Genomic DNA, 23,686 nt, shown 5'->3' on the forward strand with positions numbered 1-23,686 from the left:
GTGGGCTATGGGCGTCGCCCATGACTTCTACAGCCGTGCTGTCGAGAGTGTTACAATCCCGGGCGCCTGTTCAATCCCTCTACCAGCTAGCAGGAAAGATAGACCATGACTGACCAGAATACGTCTTCCGAAAAACCCTGGGGTGGCCGTTTCAGCGAACCGACAGATGCCTTCGTCGAGCGTTTTACCGCGTCCGTCGGGTTTGATCAGCGCTTATATCACCATGATATTACTGGCTCAATCGCCCACGCTACTATGCTGGCGAAAGTTGGGGTACTGACTGAAGACGAACGGGATCAGATCATCGAGGGGCTCAAGGCGGTCAAGGCGGAGATCGAAGCTGGCGAATTCCAGTGGTCGGTGAGCCTGGAAGATGTGCACATGAACGTCGAGAAAAGCCTGACGGATCGCATCGGCATCACCGGTAAAAAGCTTCACACAGGGCGTAGCCGGAATGATCAGGTGGCGACGGATATCCGCCTTTATCTACGCGATGAAATCGATGTTATCCGTGAAGAACTGGTGCGTCTGCGTAAGGGCTTGCTCGACCTGGCGGAGCGGGAGGCCGAAACCATCATGCCTGGCTTTACTCATTTGCAGACGGCGCAACCGGTCACTTTCGGCCACCATCTGATGGCCTGGTACGAAATGCTGGCGCGGGACACCGAACGCCTGCTGGATTGCCGCAAGCGCGTTAATATCATGCCCCTCGGTGCAGCGGCTTTGGCTGGCACCACCTATCCGATCGACCGCGCCTATACCGCAGAACTCCTTGGCTTCGATAGACCGACAGAAAATTCTCTGGATTCGGTGAGCGATCGCGATTTCGCCATCGAATTCGGCAGCTTCGCCGCATTGCTGATGACCCACCTGTCTCGCTTCAGCGAGGAGTTGGTGCTATGGACCTCTGCCCAATTCGACTTCATCGACCTGCCGGACCGTTTCTGTACCGGTTCGTCCATCATGCCCCAGAAGAAAAATCCGGATGTGCCGGAGCTGGTGCGGGGTAAAACCGGGCGGGTAAATGGGCACCTGATCAGCCTGCTGACGCTGATGAAGGGCCAGCCGCTGGCGTATAACAAGGATAATCAGGAAGACAAAGAGCCGTTGTTCGACATGGTCGATACCGTCAAGGGCTGTCTTAAAGCCTACGCCGATATGGTTCCGGCCATCCAGGCTAAGGCGGAGAATATGCGTGTCGCCGCCAAGCGGGGATTCTCCACCGCCACCGATCTGGCGGATTATCTGGTCAAGAAAGGCGTGGCCTTCCGCGATGCCCATGAAATCGTCGGCAAGGCGGTGGCCTTCGGTGTGGCCGAGGCGCGCGATCTGTCCGATATGACCTTGGAGGAGCTGAGCCGTTTTTCCGATGTCATCGAGGGTGATGTGTTCGATGTGCTGACGCTGGAGGGTTCGGTGCAGGCGCGCGACCATCTGGGCGGTACCGCACCGCGGCAGGTACGTGAAGCGGTGGCCCGGGCCCGGAGTGCAATGCAGGGGTAGAGCTTCAGCCCGGCTGCTATTTATAGGTAGCCGAAGCTTCAGCTTTGGAGCAGGCTGAAAGCCTGCCACGGGCGCCTCCGCACCTTAGAAACTGAAGCCTCTGCTACATTGCTCTGAACTCTGAGCCCGTCACAGTCCTCTCCGCCCAAGAAGCACATCCACCGTCGCCGGCGCCAGCTCTTCCAGCGGCCGCGGCGGTGACAGGCGGAAGCCCTGGCCAAAATGTACGCCCAGCCTTCGAACCTGCCGCAGGGTTTCATCGCTCTCGATAAACGTGGCCACCGTCGTCTTGCCGGCAGTGACGGCGATACGATGCAGTGCCTCGACCATCACCTGCTGAACCGGATCCTCATGCAGCTCTCCCATCAGGCTGCGATCCAGTTTGATGATGTCCACGGGCAGACGGGCCGCCAGCCCGTAGCTTTGCATCGAAGCACCGGCGCCATCGAGGGCCACCTTGCAGCCCAGTTCGTGCATCATGTCGCAAAAGATGCTGGCTTTGTCAGGATGCTGGGTGGCGTCGGTTTCGCGGATCTCGAAGCAGAAACGATCCGCCGAGAAGTTGATGCGGGCCAATTCGCTCGACAGAAAGTGGGCGAACTCCTCGTCGAGCACGCTTGCCAGGGACAAGTTGAAGCTGCACAGCTTCAGGCGTGGCTCCAGTCGTGGATGCTGGCGCAGCCAGTCCAGCGTCTTGCGGATGACCCGGCGGTCGATGTCCTGCGCCAAGTCGAAACGTTCCGCCACCGGCAGGAAGTCGTTGGGTAGCCAGAAGCCCTCCGCGCCCTCGTGTTCCAGTCGAGCCAGGATCTCGATGTGCTCGCCCCAGGTAACGCTGGTTACCGGCCGCATGGTCTGATACATCAGGGTAATACGCTCCTCGCGAACGCAGTCCTGCAACTGGCCCAGCCTTTTTTGGGCTTCGCTTTCCAGCATGGTGGAGCCGGGGTCGCGATGAACATGTATACGGTCCCGCCCGGCATTCTTTGCGGTCTGGCACAGGTCCGCTGCAAGCGTCAGCAGCTCTTCCGCCGCGCTTGGGCCGCATCCTGGCGCAAAGGGCACAAGGCCGCCGCTGGCGGTGGTCTGCAGCGGATAGCCCTGCCACTCGAACATGAAGCTCTTGATCTGGTCGGTCAGCGCCTGAGCGACGCGGCGGGCTTCAGGCTCGGCACAGGTATCGAGAAGCAGGGCAAACTTGTCGGCAGAGACGCGAGCCAGGGCATCCCGCTGGCGAATGCGGCTACCCAGCAGGGCCGCCAGTTCGCGCAGATACCGGTCGCAGGCGCCCGCTCCGGCAGTTTCGTTGAAACGGGTAACGTGATCGAGGTCGATGTAGAGCAGGGCATGGCCGGGGGATTCGTCGCCGGTCTTGTCGATGGCGCGCTGCAGGCGATGCAGCAGCTCGCGGCGGTTGAGCAAGCCGGTCATCGGGTCGTGCCGGCTCAGATAGTCGAGATTGTCCCCGGTGTTGATGCGACGGGTGATATCCCGCGCCAGATGCACGGCGCCAAGGGTATGGCCCTTTCGATCCTTAAGGCGGTGAAAGCGCACTTCATAGATGGGCAGTTCCCGCTCCTGCTGGGCCAGGGGCATCTCCACGGTGAACTGGTCGCGGCTCATGGCCTTGCCCCAAAGGCGTTGTGCGAGTCGTCGTTCGTTGGGAAAGTCGGCAAGCAGGCGTGTCAGGTCATCGCCCACCCGGGGGCGCAGGCCAAAGGTCGACTCGAATTGATCGGCCATTGCATCGTTCAGGGCAAGAATATGGTGATTCGGCTCGAGTGCGAGCACCAGATCCTCTGTCGCTGCCATAACGCCCTGCAGTACCTGCTCAATTTCAGTTCGTGCCTGACGCTGATGCAGCCGCTCCGAGAGATCCACTAGAGTGCCGGCGACGGCTACGATTTTCTCGCCGGCTCTTAACGGCTGGCCGGTCAGCCGCACCGGACGAAGCCGCTGCTTGGCCGTGAGGATGTGCAAGTCCCGCGTGAAGGGGGTGCCCCAGCGGATGCAGCGGCGGAATAATGCGCGCACGCGCTGCTGATACTCCTGAAAATAGAACAAGGCATGTTCCGGCGTCATGTCGCTACCCGGTCGCAGGTCGAACAGCCGGTAGAGTCCGTCGGACCACGTCATCTCATTGCTGTAGGTTTCCAACTGCCAGATGCCTAGCTGACCTGAAGCCTCGGCCATGTGCAGCAGCCGTGGATCGAGAGGATCCTGGCCGCGGGGCTGGATGGCGGCCGTGGCCGCCTGGTCGGCGTCGGCGATAGCGACGCGTACGGCAAAGCGAGCGGTGAAAAAGAAGCCCTCATGGTGGCGCAGGGTTAGCAAGGCCGACTCGCCTCGCTCGAAAGCTTCCCGGGGCACCGGACCGAGCGGGTCGTCCTGGCGGGTTGCCGCCAGGCAAGACAGCGACTTGCCCACCAGATCATGCGGGTCATAGCCCAGCACGGCATCGGCGTAGGCATCGGCATAGGTTATGGTGCCGCTGTCGTCGATCCGGACTAAGGTGCGTCGCTCGTCGGGAGCCACGGCATCGAGGCGATGCCGGCAAATCAAGAATTCCTTCACGGTGGCTTTCCGTTGTCATTGGGCCGGGTTGTCACCGTGGCCCGGAATGATGCTTTCCCCCGAGGAAAGGTCACGAGAAAAAGGCACGAGGAAAAGTCATTTGTGTCATTTTGTCATTGTGGTTTGAAAGCAGGCTAACATCATAACGATAATGTCCATGCTATACATGTTCGAAAGATGCGCCACCCGACCGCCTTTCTGGGACGATTTCACCTTGTGACCGCTGTAACCCCCATTAACCTGGATTTCGCCGATGGCATCGACCGTAAGACGCTGAAGCGCCTGACGGACCGCTTTCTCGAACTCAATGCGGTGCGAGTGGGCCGGGCGCGCCTGGCACTGGCGTCACGGCAGCAGATCGTGCTCGATTTGCTGCCGCTAGTTTTCCATCTCAACCACCCGTCATTGCCGGGGTACCTGGACCATGCCTGCCCCTACGGCATTGCCCATTACCAACCCGACGGCGCAACCCTCGGCGCAGCGCAGCGCCTGGCACGGTCGTTCCGCCTGAAGTCGGCGGGGCGCCGGCAGCCCGATATCCAGTCGCTCTTCCTTATGGGGAGTCCCGGCACCTTGGGGCAATCGGTCGCCAGCGATCTGGACGTTTGGTTGTGTCATCGACCGGATCTGGATGAGGGCGGCGTTGATCGCCTGGAAAAAAAAGCGGAAGCGGTTTCGCGCTGGGCTGCGACCCTCGGACTGGAGCTGCACGTTTTCGTGTTTTCGGCGGAAGAGTTCCGTCAGGGCCGCCAGCGGGTTGAGGTCAACGGCGAAAACTGCGGCAGTGCCCAGCATTACCTCCTGCTCGACGAATTTTATCGCACCAGTATTCACCTCGCGGGCTGCTATCCGCTGTGGTGGTTGATCCCCGCCGAGCGCGAGGCTGAACATGACCTGCTGGCGGGTCAATTGCGCGACTTCCGTTTTATCCGGGCCGACCAGTACATCGACTTGGGCCCCGTGCCGGCGATTCCCGACGCCGAGTTTCTCGGGGCCGGGGTCTGGCAGCTCTATAAAGGTATCGATGCGCCCTGGAAGTCTCTGCTTAAACTGCTACTGATCGAATGCTATGCCCGCAATACCGGTGAAGGACCTCTTGCCCTGGATTTCAAGGCGCGTGTCTACCGGGGTATGACCGATCCGGACCGGCTGGATCCGTACGTCATGCTCTATCAGCGCCTGGAGCAATGGCTGTCGACCCGAGCGGCGCCGGAACGCCTGGAGTTGGTGCGTCAAAGCCTGTACCTAAAGACGGGTATTCCCCTGTCCCGGCTTGAAAAGGCCGGTGAGAGCTGGCAGTCAGCGCTGCTGACCGAGCTGGTCGGGCAGTGGGGCTGGGACCGAAAGCGAATAGTCACGTTGGATGACCGGCAGAAGTGGCGTGCGGGGGATGTGCAGGTGCTACGCCGTCTCATCGTGTCGGAACTGACGCACAGCTACCGTTTCCTGTCGCGGCTGGCGCGCGACCACGCGATCAAGGCCGCCATTCGCGCGGAAGACATGAGCTTGCTGGGACGTAAGCTCTACGCCGCCTTCCAGCGCAAAGCCGGCAAGGTCGAGCTGATCAACCCCAACATCGCGCCGACCTTGGCGGAGGAAAACCTGTCGTTTCATCATCCATCCAGTCAGCCCGGCACGGCGCCGGGTCAGGGCTGGCTGATCTATCGCGATCTGGAGAACCCGACGGACGCCTTCTGGCAGCCGGTGATTCGACGCTCGTCCAGCTTGGTGGAAATGCTGGTGTGGTGTCACTGTAACGGCCTTCTGACACGCGCTACGCGATTGAACCTCCGGGCCGGTGACAGCGCGCTGAGCCTCGTCGGTCTGCGCGGCATGATCGAGGTCCTGCAGGCCCGCTTACCGGTTCCGGATGCCCCGGCGCCCCGCGAGGCGCTGCTGGAAGCAAGCCGGCCGCTACGGGTGTTGCTGTTCGTCAACGTCGCGGTCGATCCGCAGGCGGCGCTGACCGAAAAAGGTCTGCACAAATTGAGCGGTCGCCACGATTCCCTGGGTTTCAGCGGCGGGCGTGAAAACCTGGTGCTGACGCTGGATCAGGTGACACTCAATAGTTGGCACGAGGTCAGCGTTCACCGCTACGAAGTGGGCGACACCCTGATTCAGTGCCTAAAAAACCTGCTGGCTGCCCGCGTCGCCGCCCCTGGCCGGCCGCCGGTGCTGACGGTGCACTGCCACGATGCTGGCCATGCCGGATCCATCGAACGCCGGTTACAGACGTTGTTCGAGGATGTGCAGCGGTACTTTTTTGTGGATGAGCGCGGGTTCGTGGGCGAGCGCGGACCTCACCCCTTGCGTTATGTCATCGAAATGGACCGCCGGTATTTCGTGCTCCAATTCCACGACGGGCAGCCCGGTTTCGTGGCGTTGGATTCATGGCCGTCGTTGCTTGAGTATTTGCAGAAACCGCAACCTCGCTATATGCCCATCGTTCTGGATCGCCATACCCTGGAGGAAGATCCCGCCCTCGGTGCTGTGTGCCAAGCCAGCCGGCCGGACAACATTCAAGTGTTTTTTCAGGTCAGGGAAGAGCGAGCCCGGTTATGGGTGATCGACGAACATGGTTCGCTCAACCATTGGGAGCAACCGTTTACTAACCGTCGCCACCTACTGGCCCCGGTGTTGAGATTCCTGGCCAATGTGTCGGAGCGTCGCCAACTGCGGCGTACGCTGACCGAGGCCGGTGGCGACTTGGAAATCATTTGTGGCGAGGTGGTTCGTCAGGGGGCGGACTGGGTGGTTGAGCGTCGCTGGCTGTCCAATGACGAGCTACCGATGGACGGCTTCGAACTACAAGCCGTGGGTGTGCAGGAAGGCGACCAGCCGGTGCGCTTCGATATCTTCTGCGAGGAGCAGGAATTTACAGCCCTCGAGTACGGTGATCGGCTAATTCCGGCGGTCGCCCATTACGTTCGATCCCGTCGTCGCGAGGGTGGACGCTATCCACTTTATCTCACCGATCTGCACCTACTACCCCACGATCTCGACCCCCAGGTCTACCAGCACGATTTACAGACCAGCCAGTACGTGTATTACCGCATCAAGCTGGAAACGGAACTTAACCGGGCATTGAGCGGGGGGATCTGAGGGTTGGTTCGCTAATTGGGCGCTGTCTCAAGGGGCTGGGAGTCTCGCACGGGCGGGGGATGGCCGGTATACTGGCGCGATACATTTCACCGGAGCGAGCCCGTTATGACAGGTCGTTTGATTGCGGCGGCCGGCCTGGTCCTGCTGCTGGCTGGCTGTGGCCAGAAAGGGCCCCTACACCATCCCGAGCCCGAGCCACCGATGTCGACGGATAGCGGCAACACGCAGAATGACGGCAGCCGCGACCAGCCGTCGCGCTAAACGTTTGGTCTATACGCGCTGCTGGGTCGGCGCACCGATACAGGATCACCGATGGATTACTTCAATTACCGCGACGGCACCCTTTTCGCGGAGGATGTGCCCGCCGCTCGCATTGCCGAGCAATTTGGCACACCGGCGTACGTCTACTCCCGAGCTACGCTGGAGCGCCATTTCCGCGCCTACGACGATGCGTTGGCCGGCCGGCCGCATTTGATTTGCTACGCGGTGAAGGCCAACAGCAATCTGGCGGTGCTCAATGTGCTGGTACGTCTGGGAGCGGGCTTCGACATCGTCTCGATTGGCGAGCTTGAGCGCGTGCTTCGGGCCGGCGGTGATCCGGCCAAAATAGTGTTCTCCGGGGTCGGCAAACAGCCGGCGGAAATGCGCCGGGCGCTGGAAGTCGGCGTGCGCTGTTTTAATGTGGAGTCCGAAACCGAGTTGGATCGCCTCAACGAGGTTGCAGGTGAACTGGGCAAGAAAGCCCCGGTTTCACTGCGGGTCAATCCGGATGTGGACGCCGGCACGCATCCCTATATCTCTACCGGGTTAAAGGAAAACAAGTTCGGCGTGGACATCGCCGAAGCGCGCCGGATCTATGCGCATGCAGCTGGCTTCCCCAACCTGGAGGTGGTCGGTGTGGACTGCCACATTGGCTCTCAGCTCACCACCGTGTCGCCGTTTATGGACGCGCTCGATCGCGTGTTGGCGCTGATCGATCAGCTTGCTGAAGACGGTATCCATATCCACCATTTGGATATGGGCGGCGGGTTGGGCGTGACCTATAACCAGGAAACACCCCCCTCACCCAGCGAGTACATGGCACAAGTGCAGGAACGGTTGGGCGAGCGCAAGCTGGAGATCATCCTCGAGCCCGGTCGATCGATCGCGGCCAACGCCGGTATTCTGTTGACCCGGGTCGAGTTCCTCAAGTGCACTGATCACCGCAATTTTGCCATCATCGATGCGGCCATGAACGATCTCATCCGGCCCGCGCTTTACAGCGCCTGGCAAGCGATTGTGCCTGTCACGCCACGGCAGGATGTGGCCAGTCAAGCATGGGATCTGGTGGGCCCGGTCTGCGAAACCGGCGACTTTCTCGGCAAGGAGCGGGAGCTGGCGCTGGCGCCGGGTGACCTGCTGGCGGTGCGTTCGGCCGGGGCCTACGGTTTCGTTATGAGTTCCAACTACAACTCCCGCAATCGTCCGCCGGAGCTGATGGTAGACGGCGACCGGGTGCACGTCGTGCGACAGCGGGAAACCCTGGAAGATCAGATGCGCCTCGAAGCCTGTCTGCCGGAGTGACTGCAATGACTGAAGCCCGACGGCGAGGCGGCGGCCTGCTCCAGTTCACCAAAATGCACGGCTTGGGCAACGACTTCATGGTGGTCGATGCCATCAGTCAGCCGTTCCGGCTGAGTGCGGATTTTATCGGGAAGCTGGCGAACCGTAATTTTGGTATCGGTTTCGATCAGTTGCTGGTGGTCGAGCCGCCGGGCCTGCCGGACGTGGATTTTCGCTATCGCATTTTTAATTCCGACGGCTCCGAAGTAGAGCAGTGCGGTAACGGCGCTCGCTGTTTCGCCCGCTTCGTGCGCGACCAGCGTCTGACTAACAAGAAAGTGATCCGCGTCCAGACTGCTGGCGGCGTTATCGAACTACGGGTCGGCAAGGAGGGGTGGGTCACTGTGAATATGGGTGTACCTGAGCTTGAGCCCGCGAAAATCCCGTTCAAGGCGTTAGCGCGCGCCGAAACCTACACCCTCGAGGTGGCTGAACATACGGTGGCGTTCTCTGCGGTTTCCATGGGCAATCCACATGCCGTTCTGGTGGTCGATAACATCGATACCGCCCCGGTGTCGCAATTGGGGCCGTTGCTTGAAGCGCATCCCGCGTTCCCCAAGAAAGCCAACATCGGCTTTCTGCAGATTGTCGATCGGCAGCATGCCCGCCTGCGGGTCTTCGAGCGTGGGTCCGGTGAAACCCTGGCTTGCGGCAGCGGTGCCTGTGCGGCGATGGTAGCGGGCCGTCTGCGTGGTTTGCTCGACGACAAGGTGAGGATGGAACTGCGTGGCGGGCCGCTCAGTCTTGAATGGCAGGGGGAGGGGGCCCCTGTTATGATGGAAGGGCCAACGGCCCGAGTCTTTGATGGTCAAGTCAAAGTGCCGGGGGAGGCCCCGCGCCGAGCCCGCTCCGGGCGAGCATCGGGCCGTGGACGACAGAAAAAAAACTAGCGTGTGCGCTCTCCGAATTGGAGAGCCCGATAAAAAGAACCGCTTTTAAAAGGTGGTCGCAACAGGAGGTATTCTCGGATGACAGACCAGGCGGCGGATCCAGCCGTAAACGTGACCGAGCAGGACGTTGTGGCGTACCTGAAGGCCAACCCCGATTTTTTCGTTCGCCAGGACGATTTGTTGCGCAGCCTGAAGCTGCCCCATGACAGCGGTAGGGCCATTTCTCTGGTCGAGCGGCAGGTACATCTTTTTCGCGAGCAACGCGATCTGCTTCGTCACGAACTGGGCGAGCTGCTTGAGATTGCTCGCCACAACGACCGGCTGTTCGAAAAAAGTAAGCGCCTGCTGACGCAGGTGATCGAAGCGCGCTCCCTCAATGAGATGGCCTCTGTCATCGACGACAGTATCCGCGGCGATTTTGGCCTGGATGCGGCCTCCCTGATTATGTTCGACGATGTGGACGACGCGGCTGAGCCAGAAGGGGCGCTGGTGCGTGTGTCGCGCGACGGCGCGCAGTCCCAGTTGGGCGCGTTGCTGGATGGACAGCGGGCGGTGTGCGGCCAGTTCCGCATGGATCAGCGGGCCTTCCTTTTTCCCCGCCGGGAAAACCCCATTGCCTCGGTTGCCCTCGTACCTCTGCGCCATGGCGACCTTCTGGGTTTGTTCGCCATCGGCAGCGAGCAACCTGGCTACTTCGACGAGAGTATGGGTTCGCTATTCCTGACCTATATCAGCGACACCCTAAGTCGCCTGCTGCCACCGTTGATGGCGCGCCACAGCCAGCATGCGCCCGTCGCCGGCGATGAAGAACGGGTCGCGGAATCTCGCTGATCCACGTCGCGACGGTAACGGGTAACGGCAAATAGGCGGCCGGGACGGCAGGCAGAGGTGGTAGAAAGCGCCAGTAGGCGGTGGCGGTGGACGACTGGCAGTAGACAGTACGGTAGAGTGCAACGATGAGTGAATGGCCCGAAAGTCTCGATGAACCGTTAAACCGATTCATCGAGCATTTGCGATCCGAGCGGCGTCACTCGCCTCACACCTGCGTCCATTACCAGCGGGATATCGAGCGCCTCGGCCAGCCTTTGGTCGAGGCGGGTTGCTCGCGCTGGTCCGAACTCGATGTGCATGGCCTGCGTCGCCATGTCGCCAACCTCAGCCGCGAAGGCCTGGGCGGTCGCAGCATTGCCCGTCACCTGTCGTCGATCCGCCGCTTTTATGAATTCCTATTGCGTGAACGCGAAGTGCGGGACAATCCCGCCCTGGACGTGCGCGCGCCTAAGTCCGGCAAGAAGCTGCCCCGGGTGGCCGATGTGGACCAGCTCAACCATTTGCTTAACGCGGCGCCAGACGATGCACTGGAGATCCGCGACCGCGCCATGTTCGAGCTGATCTATTCGTCCGGGTTGCGTCTGGCTGAGCTTGTCGGTCTCGACCTTACCGATCTCGATGCTCGGGCCGGAGACGTTCGCGTACTGGGCAAAGGGGGTAAGACGCGGATCCTTCCTGTCGGCCGCCAGGCCTGGCAGGCGCTGGACGACTGGCAGCGCATACGCCGTGAATTGGCCGGGGAGGGCGAACAGGCTCTGTTCCTGAGTCGTAACGGCAACCGTCTGAGTCCCCGTAGCGTGCAGGCCCGGTTACACCGCTGGGGACTGCACAAGGGCGCCGATCAACGCCTGCATCCGCATTTATTCCGTCATTCTTTTGCGAGCCATATGCTGGAATCCAGCGGCGATCTCCGGGCCGTGCAGGAATTGTTGGGGCATGCGGATATCTCGACCACTCAAGTCTACACGCACCTGGACTACCAGCATTTGGCGCGAGTCTATGACCGTAGCCATCCGCGCGCCAAGCGGCGCAAGTCCGGCGATTCATTAGATGGCGGACAGGCCGAGCCATAACGGCTTTGATCGTATAAGGCGTTGGACGATGCCACGCCAGGGCGATAACAGTTGTTCTAGATGCAGTGGACGGCACGGTCTACGCTGATACTAATCGGATTTAAAAACAGGGCTCCCCGGCGCTCCCGTGGAGCTCATTAAGGCTGTAACGATGGATCTCAAAGACGCTGCACCCGAAAACTGGCAGGAAGAGCGCTATACCTTGCAGCGTTTACTGGTTCGCACGAGCTTGTTCGCGGCCGGTCAGGACGGGGCGGTCGACGCCTTGCTTGAGCGCCTACGCAAAGCTCTGCGTCACGATGATTGCACGTTGGCCGATTTGCGGCATTTGCAGCACGATCTCGACCAGGCTTTGGAGCGTTTCGATGGCAAACGTGCTGAGTCGGAGCGAGCGCTGAAGGCGGTTCTCGCACAACTCCTGGAGGTGCTTGAAGACGATGGCTCGGCCTCCCACAAGCAGTATCGATCACTGGAAAAGCAAATCGGCAAGCTCGAGCTGGATAGCGAGACCGTCGCCAGCTGGCTTTCCCGGGTGGTTGCGCTGGCTGAGCAGGAACGAGCCGTTCTCTCCAAAGATGATGCAAAAGACGACGCACGCGGTGGATGGCGTCGTTTCTTTTCTCGCCACGACTCTCATCACGACTCTCACCACGACGATGAGTCCAAGTTATCCGTTCCTACCCCGCGGCCTACCGAAGTTGCGTCCAATCACGTCGAGCAGGTCGAGAGCGACGATGCCGAGCAGCGTCTGCGGATTGCCCGGCGTATCGGCGAGCTGCTGGGCCACGTACTGGACCAGGTGAGTCTCGAACCCGCCGCCCATGCGCGGGCTCTGCACCTGAAGCAACTGCTGGACCAAAGCTATGAATGGCGGGAGCTGCGCGATGCGCTAAACGAGATTGTCGACCTAGTGATCGCCGCGGTCAGTCGTGGGCGGACCGAGTTTGAGGATTTCCTCAAGCGCTTGGATGAGCGTCTGGCGACACTCAAGGCCAATTGCGAAGCTCAAATGGAAGCGGGCGCCGTTCGCCGCACGGCAACCGATGCACTGGATCAGGCACTCAGTTCTCAACTGGAGGATATGGGGTCGGCAGTGTCCCGCGCCACCAGCCTGGATCAGCTCAAAACCTCGGTCACGCAAAATATTCAGGCCATTTCCGACTCTTTCCGCACTTACCGGGACGACGAGAGCCAGCGTGAGAAAGTTTTGGAAGAGAAACTGTCGGCGATGCAGGAGAAGCTGGCGGGGATGGAAGCCTATTCCGAGCAGGTCCAGGAGCAGCTGCGCACCGAACGCTCGCGGGCGTTGACCGATATGCTGACCCAGCTTCCCAACCGCGAAGCGTGGCAGCAACGACTACAGCTCGAGTTTGATCGCTGGCAGCGCTACCAACACCCGATCAGCCTCACCGTACTGGACATCGATCACTTCAAGAAAGTGAACGATTCCTTCGGTCATAAGGCCGGGGACCGGGTCATCCAACTCGTGGCCCGGGCCTTGTGCGATCGTCTACGGGCGACGGACTTTGTGGCACGCTACGGTGGTGAGGAATTCGTTATCCTATTACCCGAAACCGATGCCGATGTCGCCTACAAAGTCCTTGAAGATCTGCGCCTGCACATTGCCAGCCTGCCGTTCCACTTTCAGAACCAGCCCGTTGCGGTCACCGTTTCTGCGGGTATCACGTCTTTCATTGCCGGCAGCAGCCATGACGAACTGTTCGACAGGGCCGATAAAGCCCTTTATCGAGCCAAGAACGAGGGCCGCAATCGCGTGGTCCGGGCTTGATGCCCGGCAGTATCGTTCTGCAGTCGGGGCGTCCCTGCCACACTCAATGGCGTAGCAAGGCATCCAGCTCGTCAATCACCTCGGCCCAGTCCGAGTCGTCCTCGATACCTTGGTGTAGGAAGCTGGATTGAGCGGCGTTCCAGAAAGTGGCATCGGGCAGCGCCACTTCCTGAGGCAACGGGGCGTAGTTGGCGATGAATGTTTCAACGCTTTCCTGGTCGGCGGGTAAACCCAATTGTGCGAAGAGCGTCTGCAATGTGTGCTGACTCGTGTCCATGGTGCTAAAGTCCTCTGCCTTGATGACCTGTAAAACGTTGTGCCTGCGAACGAAACATCGGCAGGCTCTAAGGTGAGGGACATCCTCACTTAACGACATCTTTAATAGTCCAGTCTAGCCGCCGGTTTCTGCAAAAATCCAGGAAATGTGGCGCTGGAATCATGAACAGTTATTAAACTCGAACGTATTGCGTGAAAAACCGAAGAATTCCACTATCCGCTTTGCTCCGTAGCCTAGTGCTGGCTGTCCTTGCCGTCTTGGTTCTGTTGCCTCCCGCGCTGTCGACGGCCGAACCGCGACTCGAGTCGCCGCACCCGGTACTGGGCGCGGAGGCCTTGGCCTGGCTTGAGCGGCAGGAAAGCCTGCGCATCGGTATTGCCGGCCAGCGCAAACCGTTGGCCTACCTGGCGCCGGACGGAGAAATGGCGGGCACCCACCCTGCGTTTGCGCGGCTAGTGGGCCGCAAGCTGGGGGTCGGCGTGACTCTGGTTCCGGGTGCGCCGGTTACCCTGGAAGCCCGCCTCAAAGAAGGCGAGCTGGATGCCATCGTTACCACCCGGCAGCCACCGGTGAGCGCGCCTGACCTGCTGTTCACCGATAGTGTCATGTCTCTCAACTATGGCTTGTTCGCCAACGCCCAAGACGCTTCCGTTCAGCGTTTGTCCGACCTGGAACACAAGCGTATCGCGCTGATTGCGGGCGATACCCAGCAGTATGTTCTGCTGGACGCGGTGGATTCTTTCCGGCCCATTCCCGTGCGCTCGGTGAGCGAGGCGGTCAATAGCATCCTGTCCGGGCGGGCCGATGCCTTTTTCGCGCCCATGCCGGTGATTTCCGATTACCTACGGGCCGGTTTGATCGACCAGCTGTCGCTGGTCACCGTACTCAACAACCAGCCGGCGGAAGTGGCTTTTGCCGTGGCGGCGGGGAATGAGCAATTGCAGAGTATTCTCGATGCCGGTGTCGAGGCCATTAGCGGCAACGAGAGCCGGGCTCTCCAGCAGGAGTGGATTGCCTTCGAGCTGCCGGGTGTCAGCGCCGAGAGCGATGTGGCGATTTCAACCCAGGAACGGGCGTGGCTCAAGCGCCATCCGGATCTGCGTGTGGCCTATCGCAGCGACTGGCCGCCGTTCGAGTTCGAGGAGGATGGCCGTCCCAGCGGGTTGGTTCCGGATCTGGTGGCCAGCCTGGGAGACAGGCTGGATGCGCGCTTTGCGACACGCACGATCGACGACTGGTCGAGGGCGGAATCCCTGTTGCAGGCCGGCGAGATCGACGTTATACCCGCGCTGCCGAGAACCCCGCGCCGAGAAAATCTGTTTCTTTTCACCCGCGCCTACCTCAGCTTGCCTATCGCCTTAGTTATTCGCGAAGACGGGCGTTTCGTGGGCGACCTGCGCGAGCTTCGGGACGAGCGCGTCGGGGTGGTGCGGCAGCACGCCAGCCACGAATACCTGCTGATCAATCACCCGGAGCTGAATATCTTTCCCGTCGATAGTCTGGAGCAGGGCCTGCTCGATTTATCCAACGGCGACCTGGATGTGATGGTGACGCATATCCCCGGCGTGAGTTACACCGTCGCCCGTTTGGGTCTGTCCAATCTGCGCATTACCAGTATTACCCCGTACCAGTACGAGCTTCGGTTGGCGGTGCGGCGGGATGAACCGGAGTTGCTACGCATCCTCAACAAGGGCCTCGGCGCTATCGGCAAGAGCGAATACGACGGTATCTATAACCGCTGGATTCACCTGGATATCGAGCAGGACATCGATTACACGGTGGTACGCCGGGTGGTTCTGATCGCGGCGGTGGTGGTGCTGATCTTCCTCTATTGGAACCGCAAGCTGTCTCGGGAGGTGGACGAGCGTATCCGTTCCGAGGACGCGCTGCGCCGCAGTGAGGACGAGCTGCGCGCGGCCAAGCTGGAGGCGGAGAAGCTCGCCCGCGAAGCGGAATCCGCCAACCGCGCGAAGAGTGAGTTCCTGGCGAATATGTCGCACGAGATTCGTACACCGATGAACGCGGTCATGGGCTACAGCGAACTGCTCGAGGGCAGCGTCACCGATCCGCGCCAGCGGGGCTATATCGAGTCCATTAAGGCGGGTAGCCGCAGCCTGCTGACGCTTATCAACGACATTCTCGATCTTTCCCGAATCGAGGCCGGCAAGATGCGGCTGGAGTTCGGGCCGCTGGACTTGCAGCGCCTGCTGGAAGACGTGCGGCGGATTTTCGAAATGCGGGCCAAGGCCCGGGGGCTCACGCTTGAGGTGACCCTGTCGGACGCCATGCCGACGGCCATGGTGCTGGACGAAACGCGCCTGCGCCAGGTGCTGTTCAACCTGGTGGGCAACGCCATCAAGTTCACCCATGAAGGGGGTATTCGTCTGAGTGCGCACACCGAACGCTGTCGCAGCGATGACGCCGGTGATGAATGCCAGCTGGTTATTGAGGTCACGGATACCGGGATTGGCATACCCGACGATCAGCAGGCCCGCATTTTCGATGCCTTCGAGCAACAGGAGGGCCAAAGCAATCGCCAGTATGGCGGCACCGGCCTGGGCCTGGCTATCAGTCGCAAACTGGTGCGCATGATGGGTGGCGAACTCAGCGTGACCAGCACGTCGAGCGAGGGCTCCACGTTCCGCGTGGTATTGCATGACGTAGAAACCTCGTCCGCCGGCCCGGAGTCCCAGGGCGAGGGCGGTCCCGGCTTTACCTTTGCCGGTGGCCAAGTGCTGGTGGTGGACGACAACCAGATCAATCGCCAGCTGGTACGCGACATGCTGGAGCCGGTCGGCCTGAAGGTGATCGATGCCGCCGATGGCGCCCAGGCGCTGGGTGTCGCCCGGGAATGCCAGCCAGACGCGGTTTTGATGGATATCCGCATGCCCGTTATGGATGGCTTCGCCTGCCGGAAGGCCATGCACGACGATGAAGCTCTGGCTCACATTCCGGTCATCGCCCTGACGGCCTCAGTCATGCCCGGCGATGCCTCGCGTATCGAAGACGCAGGATTCGATGGCTTCCTGCAGAAGCCCGTCAGCCGTCATGTGTTGATGCAGGAGCTGGCGCGTTTCCTCGACCATGAGTTGAATCTCGAGGAAGAAGAGCTGGACGAAGACGACGAGCCCGTCCTCTACACCATTACCAACCGCTACCAGCGCCGCCGCCTGGCAAAAGACCTGCAAGCGAATTTTGCGGAGGACTGGGAAGGCATGCGCGGAAGCGGCGACCCGGAACAGCTCGCCGAATTTGCGCAGCGCTTGGTGGAGTGGGGTAAACGTTACCGCGTGCTTGAGGTGGTGGAGTACGGCCGTGAGCTGCTGGGCGATATCGAGTCATTCGATTTGGATAGCGTTCACGACCGGTTAGAGGCATTTCCGGAATTGCTTGGCGAGCCGGGATAACCAGCCTGCACGCTTATGTTAAGAGGGACGCTAGGGTCTAAGGGGCACTAGGATTAAAGACAGTCGTACTGGGATCTGCGATCGAAGGCCACGGCAACCATGTCGTAACCCTGCTGGGTCAAACGCTGCATCAGGTCCCGGTCGCGGATCATGGCCATGCAGATGGTGTGTATGCTGCTCTGCAGGTGGGGCGCGGGAGGGGCGTTGTTGAAGCGGAAATCAACGATGAGGTACTTGCGCTCGTAGTTGGCCGCTTCGGGAATATCCTCCCGGCTAATACTGCTCGCGCCGATATAGGTCGGTCCTTCGCTGGTAAACAGAGCGCTCATGAGCAGATCTATATTTTCGGCCCGTGCCGACTGGACACAGGCTGCAATCGGCAGCAGAGCCAGGACACAGAGTAAACGCATAAGGCCGATCCGTTGGCGACGAACTTTTGCTCCCATCACCAATCTCCCTTGCAGAGAAATGTAACAGAACGTTAAACGATGTTACCGGCATTATCTCAGAGTGGCGCGGGTTTGCTTAGGCCCTGATCACTTTTTTTTCAATTGTTTGCAATAAAAATGCGATCAAATTGACGTCGAAACACCGCTGGTGCCCAAAATGAATGCGCCCTTTTGAATCCTCGCGTCAGTCGCATGCGACGGTCTCGCCTTCCTTCCGGGCCTATGGCCGCGGTTTGGGATGCGCTAGGATTAGGAAGTCGGCAGTGGAGCCGGATGGGTTAGTGTCCCGTTTCATTCGTCAATCGAACGGGATGTCAGGTGCGGAGAAGACATCATGTATCAGCTGATATTCAAGGGCGAGTGCGCCCCCGGCATAGACGAACAAACGGCGCGGGCCAACGCCATGGCCTTGTTCAAGGCGACCCTGGATCAAGTGGAGCGGATGTTCAGCGGCAGCCGCGTGGTGATCCGCAACAAACTCGATGAGGCTCAGGCGGCGAAATACGAAGCAGTGCTGCGAAAGCACGGCATGATTGCCCACGTCGAGCCGATGGACGGAGCGCCCGCATCTTCGTCCCCATCGCCTGGCGCCTCGACGCAGCCCGAGCCCGCACCGCGTGCCGAGCCGGAACCTCCGGCGCAGACAGCTGCGAGCGAGGTGCCGCGCCCTAGCGCCGGCGGCGTGCCCGTGGAACCCGGAGACCGCCTACTGGTGGCGGGGGAAAGAGTCGATAGCATCCTGTCGGGTTCGTCACTTAAGGTGGACGCCGTCCACGACCGCTTGAGTGAAGCCCGTGAGGTGGAAGCGCCCCTGTTCGAGCATGTCGATGACTGGACCCTTGCGCCGCCGGGCAGCACCCTGGTGGAGCGGCGGGAAGAGGTTCCGCCGATGGTGCCCGACATTTCCCATTTGTCACTGGTCGATAACGACGAGGATCGCAAATAATACCCGCCCGCCGCGCCATGCCTCACCATGGCGCTGTCATATATCGCGCTGTCATATATCAAGTGTACCGTCTGTTGCTTTGGATTCCGGTCAAGTAGGACCGCTGACAACGAACCTTCCGGTGGCATCGCTAACCGGTGCGTGTTGCGCCGGAAAACGACGGAGCGAAAAAATGGAAAGGAGTGCTGTTTGATCCGAATTCTCGCCACCCTGTTGCTAACCTGCCTCGTGCTGGATGCCTTTGCCCAGTCCCAGAATGCCTCCGGCAAGCGGTCGGTGGTTGCCCTGGTATTGAGCGGTGGTGGCGCGAAGGGCATGGCCCATGTCGGGGTACTGCGGGTGCTGGAGGAAATGCGGGTTCCGGTGGATATCGTGGTGGGTACCAGCGCAGGGTCCGCCGTGGCGGCGCTTTATGCCTTGGGTATGGACGTCACCGAGATCGAAGACCGATTCGTGGAAATGGATTGGCTATCGAGCTTTCAAGACAGTCCCGGCCGGGCTTATAAACCGGTACGGCGCAAGTTCGATGACTGGCGCTATCCGGTGGATCCGGGTATCGGTGTGGGGCCGGAGGGCATTTCCCTCGGCCGCGGCCTTGTTGCTGGCCAGAACCTGGGCTTTATTCTCAACGAACTGACCCGGCGGGCGGCGTTGGTGCGGGATTTCGACAAGTTGCCGATCCGCTTCCGCGCCGTGGCGACCGACCTGGAAACCGGTGAAGAGGTGGTGCTCAAGGAGGGCGCCCTGGCCGAAGCCATTCGTGCCAGCATGAGTATTCCCGGCGTCTACGCGCCTATGCAAATCGATGACAGGCTGCTGGTCGATGGGGGGATTGCCAATAACCTGCCCATTAGCGTTGCCCAGGACATGGGAGCTGATGTAGTCATCGCAGTGGATATCAGCGACGCCCTGTTGGAAGGCGAGAAGCTGACAGGTGCATTCTCCGTCGTCGGTCAGCTCACCACGATGATGACCCGGCGAAATGTCGACGACCAGCTCGAACGCCTCACCGGGGAAGACGTGCTCATTCGTCCCAAATTGGAAGATCTGACGTCGGCGGACTTCTTCGACGCGCCGGAGATCATTGAAGCCGGCGCCACGGCCGCCCGCAACGAAGCCGTCGGTCTCAATAGCCTGCGCGTGGGCCCGGTGGCTTGGGCGGATTTCCAGCGCGCGCGTCATCACGCCCGGTTCACTCCGGACCTGATCGCCGATGTGCAGATTCAGCACGACTCCCGCCTCTCCCGGGAATTCCTGCGTTCGCGCATCCGCCAGCAAGCTGGCCAGCCCCTAGACGTGGAACAGCTGGAGGACGACCTGCGCCGCATTTACGGCCTGGGCTACTACGAAACAGTGACCTATTCGCTGGCGCCCAGCGAGAGTGGCGAAGCGGGTTCCGACTTGGTGATCGACGTTCAGGAGAAAACCTGGGGGCCTAATTATCTGCGTTTCGGGTTGGGCTATGAGGACAACTTCGAAAGCGATACTCGCTTCAACGTGGCCGGCTCTTATCAAATGACCGAGCTGAATGCGTTGGGCGGCGAATGGACCACCGGCTTGCAACTGGGTACCGAACCGTACGTCCGCACCGATTGGTTCCAACCCCTGGACTATGGTTATCGGCGCTTCCTTCTCTCCGGCGCGGATTACCAGCAGGATAGCTTTTCGGTGTTCAACGCGCAGGGCGACCGGGTCGGCAAGGTGGAAGTCGAGGAGTATGCATTCGATATCAGCCTGGGCCTTGAATTGGGCGCTGAAGGCGAAGTGCGCGCGGGCTTTCGACGAGGCGTCGCGTCGGTGGACGACGTGTTGGGCGATTCTTCCCTGGAGGAGAGCGAAATCGATCAGGGCGCCTGGACGTTACAGTTAACGTTCGACACGCTGAACGATCCCTTTCTGCCCAGTAGTGGTGGCTTTTTGGGACTCAGCAGCCGCTTTGAACGGCCCGGCCTGGGGTCGGATCGCCATTTCGACCGGACCACGCTTCTGGCCGCCAAAGCGGGGCAATTTGGCCGCAACGTAATCGTAGGCCAGGCCTTCGCCAGCGCGGTCACCAACGGCAAGGCGGGCGTGGAGAACTATGTCTCCCTGGGCGGGTTCCGGCGGCTATCCGCCTACGCCCGTGGGGAAATCACCGGTCCCGACGCTGCGTTGCTGACGTTCTACAGCTACCGCCGTTTTGGCGGTCCCTTCGTACCTTACTTTGCCGGGCTAGGCTATGAAACCGGCAATGCCTGGCAGGAGGTCAACGATGCCAGTTGGGGCGACCTGATTCACTCCTGGAGTGTGTTTGCGGGAGTCGATACGTTCCTGGGGCCGGTCCAGCTCTCGACAGCCTATGCCGACGATAACCATTGGACCTTGTTCCTGACGGTGGGGTATTCGTTGGAGAGTCTGTTCATCAGCCCATAGGCCGATTGAGGTTCCCTTAGTTATTTGAAATTCTAAATTATTTGAGAGTCCCTAGTTATTTGAGGATCCTAAGTTATTTGAGGGTCCTAGTGGGTTGAGATGGCCTAAGTTGATCGAGATGTCCTAAATAGGCGCGACCAGAATCAACCGTTCCTCGTCACACGGGCCATTCAGCGGGCGCTCGAGAATGGCGCGGTATTCCGCGCCATTGCGCGCGCTGCTGGGCACCGGATGAAAGAGAATGTCGTCGCCGGGAAAGAACTGCCAGGTTCCGATCCGGTTTTCCTGCGCCAGCAGTGAGGCTACACCTCGCACCTTACTCCACGCGCAAAGGGCCGGAGGTCCGTCACTGCCCTTATCGCGGACGTCCCGGTCACGAGGTTCGGGAGCTGGCTCCGGTTCCGGGGCTGGCTTTGGCTCGTCCTGATCCGGCGGCGTTACCGTTGGAATAGGCTCGAATTCCGGGGCCGGGGCAGGCTGCTCGGGTGGGGATGACGCACAGCCGGTCAAGGCCAGAAATAGGGCGGCGGCGACCGGATAGCTATAGCGCCGCTCAGTCGCCAGCATCGCTACGCGGCGCGTCTTCCCCGATGTACGAGAGCACTTGGGCGCATTGCTGGCCCGCGTAGCGCTGCAAGATCTCCACCAGCTGCTCCTCGTCATGCGCCTTGATAGCCTCGATGGATTCACGCATGTGGGCCAGGTTGTCTTCCAGTACCCGCTGGTTGGCATGCTGAAAGGCGACGAAGGCGCAACGGCGTGCCGACGGCCAAAGGTCTTCGATGGCTTGCAGGATAAAGTAGTTGTCGGCGTAGGCGAGAGAGGCCTGGGTATACTCGATACCAAAATCGAGAAACGCCAGCAGGTCGCCCCGTTTGTAGCATTCGTCCATGCGGGCATAGAGGGACTCGAGTTTTTCCATGTCCTCAGGCTGCCATTGCCGGGCCAGCTTACGGCCGGTATGGCAGAGATAGAGTTCGAGCACTTCGTACAGGCTTCGAACAAAGTACGCGTCCAGTTCGGTTACGAACGCACCTTTGCGCGGTACGTTGCGCACCAGATGACGCTTCTCCAGCAGCAACAGCCCTTCCCGTATTGAACCATGGCTAACGTCCAGCTGCTTGGCCATTGCGCTCTCGTATATGCGTTCTCCGGAGCGGAGCTGGCCGAAGGCAATCAGATTCTCGATATGTTGGGCGACCTGCTCGGTCAAGGTTTCACGGGGCTTGAATGGCTTCATTAACGGGTTTCCGGATAATTCCTGATAACCGGGTACGTTTACGCCGGGGTCTAGTGCACTAGTTTGATGGCCGGCTGCCTGCAAGTGTCCCTTCAACACAAGTATTCCTCATTATGCTCTCACATTCCCCGATAACTGCAAGGGGGTTACAGCAGCGGCGCCAGCAATCTGATCGCGCGGCAAGTCAGGCGGAAGACGATCGAACGCTCGCTATAGTCTGACGGCGTCATGAGACGGCAGTGCCGCAAGTCCTCTTCCAACATTTGACGCACTTGGGCGACGAAAGCGGCGTCGGTGAACAGCGCCGCAATCTCGAAGTTCAACCGCATCGAACGGTTATCCAGATTGGCCGTGCCGACCGCGGCGTAGCGGTCATCCACCAGGATTACTTTCTCGTGCAGGAAACCCGGTTGGTACCGGTAAATCCCAATGCCGGCCTGACTGGCCTGCACCAAATAAGAATAAGCGGCCAAACGGACGAGCTGGTGGTCAGGATTCTGGGGGATCAGCACGCGCACATCGACACCACGCAGGGCCGCCAGTTGCAGGGCGTTGACCACTTGCAGGTCAGGCACGAAATAGGGCGAGGTGATCCAGATTCGCTCCCGGGCGCTATTGATGCAATTGAGAAAGAACAGAGTGCCGGTATCGAAGCGGTCGGCGGGCCCGGTAGGCAGGATAAGCACTTCCTGATCGCCGGCCGGCGAAGATTTGGGTGTCCAATTCAATGAGGGCAGGTCGTTGGCGGCCCAGTACCAGTCCTCGACAAAGGCCAGTTGCAGACCCATCACCGCCGGTCCCTCGATGCGGCAATGCGTGTCCCGCCAAGCCAGGCTATTGGTTTTCGTACCCAAGTATTCGTCGCCCAGGTTGATACCTCCAACGAAACCCAAGGTGCCGTCGCAAATCAACAGCTTGCGATGATTGCGAAAGTTGATCTGAAAGCGCCGTCGTCGAACATTGCCGTCCCCAAAAGCGGCCACGCGAGCGCCGGCGTTGGTCAGTTCCTTGAGGTAGTTGCGAGGCAGCCAGACACTGCCGATGTCGTCGTAGATGAAGTAGACCTTGACGCCTTCGGCCAGCTTGCGCTTGAGGATCGACTTGATGCGCTGGCCGACCCGGTCCGAACGGACGATATAGAACTCCAGCAGAATATAGTGCCGGGCGCTTTCCATCGCCTCGAACAGGGCATCGAAGGTGGCGCGGCCATCTTGGAGCAGCGTGCAATAGTTGCCGCTGGTGAAGGGCTGACGTACCAGGCTGGTCAGCACCCGTAGTTCCGGACTGGGATCGTCGCTGTCTGGGATGCGTGTGAGCTGGGTTTCGTTCTCAAACACCGTCAACAGCTGATTCAGGGCGACATCGCCGGAGCGACGGGCGCGGATATAGCCGGCGAAGCGATTGCGGCCAAACAGTACGAACAGGGGCAGCGTGACGTAGGGAAAGGCCAGTAGGGCGATGATCCAGGCAATGGCTCCCTGGGTGGTCCGGTAGTGCAGCAGGATGCGCAGGACACAGAGAAGCGCCAGGCCGTAGACGGTAACGAGCAGTAGGGTGAGCAGGACCGGATCCCACATGCGTAAAATGTCCA

17 protein-coding genes are annotated in these 23,686 nt (G+C 60.4%); 11 read left to right on the top strand and 6 right to left on the bottom strand.

What is annotated here, in order from left to right; translation table 11 throughout:
- The first annotated feature begins 105 nt into the window (after positions 1-105).
- On the top strand, positions 106-1,503 hold the full coding sequence (argH, locus tag FXO11_RS02795; protein WP_148861477.1) for an argininosuccinate lyase: 1,398 nt from the start codon (positions 106-108) through the stop codon (positions 1,501-1,503).
- 129 nt (positions 1,504-1,632) lie between these two features.
- On the opposite strand, the gene FXO11_RS02800 is transcribed toward argH, so the two are convergent.
- A complete protein-coding gene (locus FXO11_RS02800) occupies positions 1,633-4,077 on the bottom strand; it encodes a sensor domain-containing protein (protein ID WP_148861478.1) in 2,445 nt (814 codons plus the stop codon).
- Positions 4,078-4,293: 216 nt separating this feature from the next.
- Here FXO11_RS02800 and FXO11_RS02805 point away from each other — a divergent pair, with 216 nt between their 5' ends.
- The 7 genes from FXO11_RS02805 to FXO11_RS02835 all read left to right on the top strand — a co-directional run bounded on the left by FXO11_RS02805 (position 4,294) and on the right by FXO11_RS02835 (position 13,364).
- Positions 4,294-7,179 carry a class I adenylate cyclase gene (locus tag FXO11_RS02805; RefSeq protein WP_227546020.1) on the top strand — a complete coding sequence of 962 codons (2,886 nt, stop codon included), beginning with the start codon at positions 4,294-4,296 and terminating at the stop codon, positions 7,177-7,179.
- 105 nt (positions 7,180-7,284) lie between these two features.
- Positions 7,285-7,440, top strand: a complete 156-nt coding sequence (lptM, locus tag FXO11_RS02810; RefSeq protein ID WP_148861480.1) for an LPS translocon maturation chaperone LptM — start codon at positions 7,285-7,287, stop codon at positions 7,438-7,440.
- A gap of 51 nt (positions 7,441-7,491) precedes the next feature.
- Entirely contained in the window at positions 7,492-8,742 is a 1,251-nt protein-coding gene (lysA, locus tag FXO11_RS02815; RefSeq protein ID WP_148861481.1) for a diaminopimelate decarboxylase, read from the top strand.
- A 5-nt stretch (positions 8,743-8,747) separates the two neighbouring features.
- Positions 8,748-9,671, top strand: coding sequence for a diaminopimelate epimerase (dapF, locus tag FXO11_RS02820; protein WP_148861482.1), 924 nt, complete (start codon positions 8,748-8,750; stop codon positions 9,669-9,671).
- A gap of 78 nt (positions 9,672-9,749) precedes the next feature.
- The gene (locus FXO11_RS02825; RefSeq protein WP_148861483.1) at positions 9,750-10,502 is read left to right on the top strand and encodes a DUF484 family protein; all 753 of its coding nucleotides are present in this window, start codon (positions 9,750-9,752) and stop codon (positions 10,500-10,502) included.
- Between the two features lie 125 nt (positions 10,503-10,627).
- Positions 10,628-11,575: a tyrosine recombinase XerC gene (xerC, locus tag FXO11_RS02830; RefSeq protein WP_148861484.1), complete on the top strand. Its 948-nt coding sequence runs from the start codon at positions 10,628-10,630 to the stop codon at positions 11,573-11,575.
- Positions 11,576-11,726: 151 nt separating this feature from the next.
- Entirely contained in the window at positions 11,727-13,364 is a 1,638-nt protein-coding gene (locus FXO11_RS02835) for a sensor domain-containing diguanylate cyclase (protein ID WP_148861485.1), read from the top strand.
- Between the two features lie 43 nt (positions 13,365-13,407).
- On the opposite strand, the gene FXO11_RS02840 is transcribed toward FXO11_RS02835, so the two are convergent.
- A complete protein-coding gene (locus FXO11_RS02840; RefSeq protein WP_148861486.1) occupies positions 13,408-13,641 on the bottom strand; it encodes a DUF2789 domain-containing protein in 234 nt (77 codons plus the stop codon).
- 191 nt (positions 13,642-13,832) lie between these two features.
- Here FXO11_RS02840 and FXO11_RS02845 point away from each other — a divergent pair, with 191 nt between their 5' ends.
- Positions 13,833-17,048: a transporter substrate-binding domain-containing protein gene (locus tag FXO11_RS02845; protein ID WP_227546021.1), complete on the top strand. Its 3,216-nt coding sequence runs from the start codon at positions 13,833-13,835 to the stop codon at positions 17,046-17,048.
- Between the two features lie 53 nt (positions 17,049-17,101).
- Here the strand turns inward: FXO11_RS02845 and FXO11_RS02850 are convergent, their stop codons facing one another.
- Positions 17,102-17,458 (bottom strand): hypothetical protein, encoded by a 357-nt coding sequence (locus FXO11_RS02850; protein ID WP_227546022.1) that lies wholly within the window; start codon positions 17,456-17,458, stop codon positions 17,102-17,104.
- Positions 17,459-17,831: 373 nt separating this feature from the next.
- On the opposite strand from FXO11_RS02850, the gene FXO11_RS02855 reads away from it, so the two are divergent.
- Positions 17,832-18,443 (top strand): hypothetical protein, encoded by a 612-nt coding sequence (locus FXO11_RS02855; protein ID WP_148861488.1) that lies wholly within the window; start codon positions 17,832-17,834, stop codon positions 18,441-18,443.
- 189 nt (positions 18,444-18,632) lie between these two features.
- Complete coding sequence (locus tag FXO11_RS02860) at positions 18,633-20,855, top strand: patatin-like phospholipase family protein (RefSeq protein ID WP_202980278.1); 2,223 nt, start codon at positions 18,633-18,635, stop codon at positions 20,853-20,855.
- Between the two features lie 123 nt (positions 20,856-20,978).
- Here FXO11_RS02860 and FXO11_RS02865 read toward each other — a convergent pair whose 3' ends face one another.
- The 3 genes from FXO11_RS02865 to cls all read right to left on the bottom strand — a co-directional run bounded on the left by FXO11_RS02865 (position 20,979) and on the right by cls (position 23,672).
- On the bottom strand, positions 20,979-21,422 hold the full coding sequence (locus tag FXO11_RS02865) for a hypothetical protein (RefSeq protein WP_148861490.1): 444 nt from the start codon (positions 21,420-21,422) through the stop codon (positions 20,979-20,981).
- Positions 21,409-22,095: a GntR family transcriptional regulator gene (locus FXO11_RS02870; protein ID WP_148861491.1), complete on the bottom strand. Its 687-nt coding sequence runs from the start codon at positions 22,093-22,095 to the stop codon at positions 21,409-21,411. The genes FXO11_RS02865 and FXO11_RS02870 overlap by 14 nt, the downstream gene beginning before the upstream one ends.
- Positions 22,096-22,241: 146 nt before the next feature.
- Positions 22,242-23,672 (bottom strand): cardiolipin synthase, encoded by a 1,431-nt coding sequence (gene cls, locus FXO11_RS02875; protein ID WP_148861492.1) that lies wholly within the window; start codon positions 23,670-23,672, stop codon positions 22,242-22,244.
- Between the last annotated feature and the right edge of the window lie 14 nt (positions 23,673-23,686).

Source organism: Marinobacter fonticola, from assembly GCF_008122265.1.
GTDB lineage: Bacteria > Pseudomonadota > Gammaproteobacteria > Pseudomonadales > Oleiphilaceae > Marinobacter_A > Marinobacter_A fonticola.

What these genes read in the sequence shown, in the direction of transcription:
- FXO11_RS02850 (WP_227546022.1), bottom strand. Translation starts at nt 17,458, where the DNA reads ATGCGTTTACTCTGTGTCCTGGCTCTGCTGCCGATTGCAGCCTGTGTC.
- FXO11_RS02855 (WP_148861488.1), top strand. Translation starts at nt 17,832, where the DNA reads ATGTATCAGCTGATATTCAAGGGCGAGTGCGCCCCCGGCATAGACGAA.
- dapF (WP_148861482.1), top strand. Translation starts at nt 8,748, where the DNA reads ATGACTGAAGCCCGACGGCGAGGCGGCGGCCTGCTCCAGTTCACCAAA.
- FXO11_RS02835 (WP_148861485.1), top strand. Translation starts at nt 11,727, where the DNA reads ATGGATCTCAAAGACGCTGCACCCGAAAACTGGCAGGAAGAGCGCTAT.
- FXO11_RS02870 (WP_148861491.1), bottom strand. Translation starts at nt 22,095, where the DNA reads ATGAAGCCATTCAAGCCCCGTGAAACCTTGACCGAGCAGGTCGCCCAA.
- lysA (WP_148861481.1), top strand. Translation starts at nt 7,492, where the DNA reads ATGGATTACTTCAATTACCGCGACGGCACCCTTTTCGCGGAGGATGTG.
- argH (WP_148861477.1), top strand. Translation starts at nt 106, where the DNA reads ATGACTGACCAGAATACGTCTTCCGAAAAACCCTGGGGTGGCCGTTTC.
- cls (WP_148861492.1), bottom strand. Translation starts at nt 23,672, where the DNA reads ATGTGGGATCCGGTCCTGCTCACCCTACTGCTCGTTACCGTCTACGGC.
- xerC (WP_148861484.1), top strand. Translation starts at nt 10,628, where the DNA reads ATGAGTGAATGGCCCGAAAGTCTCGATGAACCGTTAAACCGATTCATC.
- FXO11_RS02865 (WP_148861490.1), bottom strand. Translation starts at nt 21,422, where the DNA reads ATGCTGGCGACTGAGCGGCGCTATAGCTATCCGGTCGCCGCCGCCCTA.
- lptM (WP_148861480.1), top strand. Translation starts at nt 7,285, where the DNA reads ATGACAGGTCGTTTGATTGCGGCGGCCGGCCTGGTCCTGCTGCTGGCT.
- FXO11_RS02825 (WP_148861483.1), top strand. Translation starts at nt 9,750, where the DNA reads ATGACAGACCAGGCGGCGGATCCAGCCGTAAACGTGACCGAGCAGGAC.
- FXO11_RS02840 (WP_148861486.1), bottom strand. Translation starts at nt 13,641, where the DNA reads ATGGACACGAGTCAGCACACATTGCAGACGCTCTTCGCACAATTGGGT.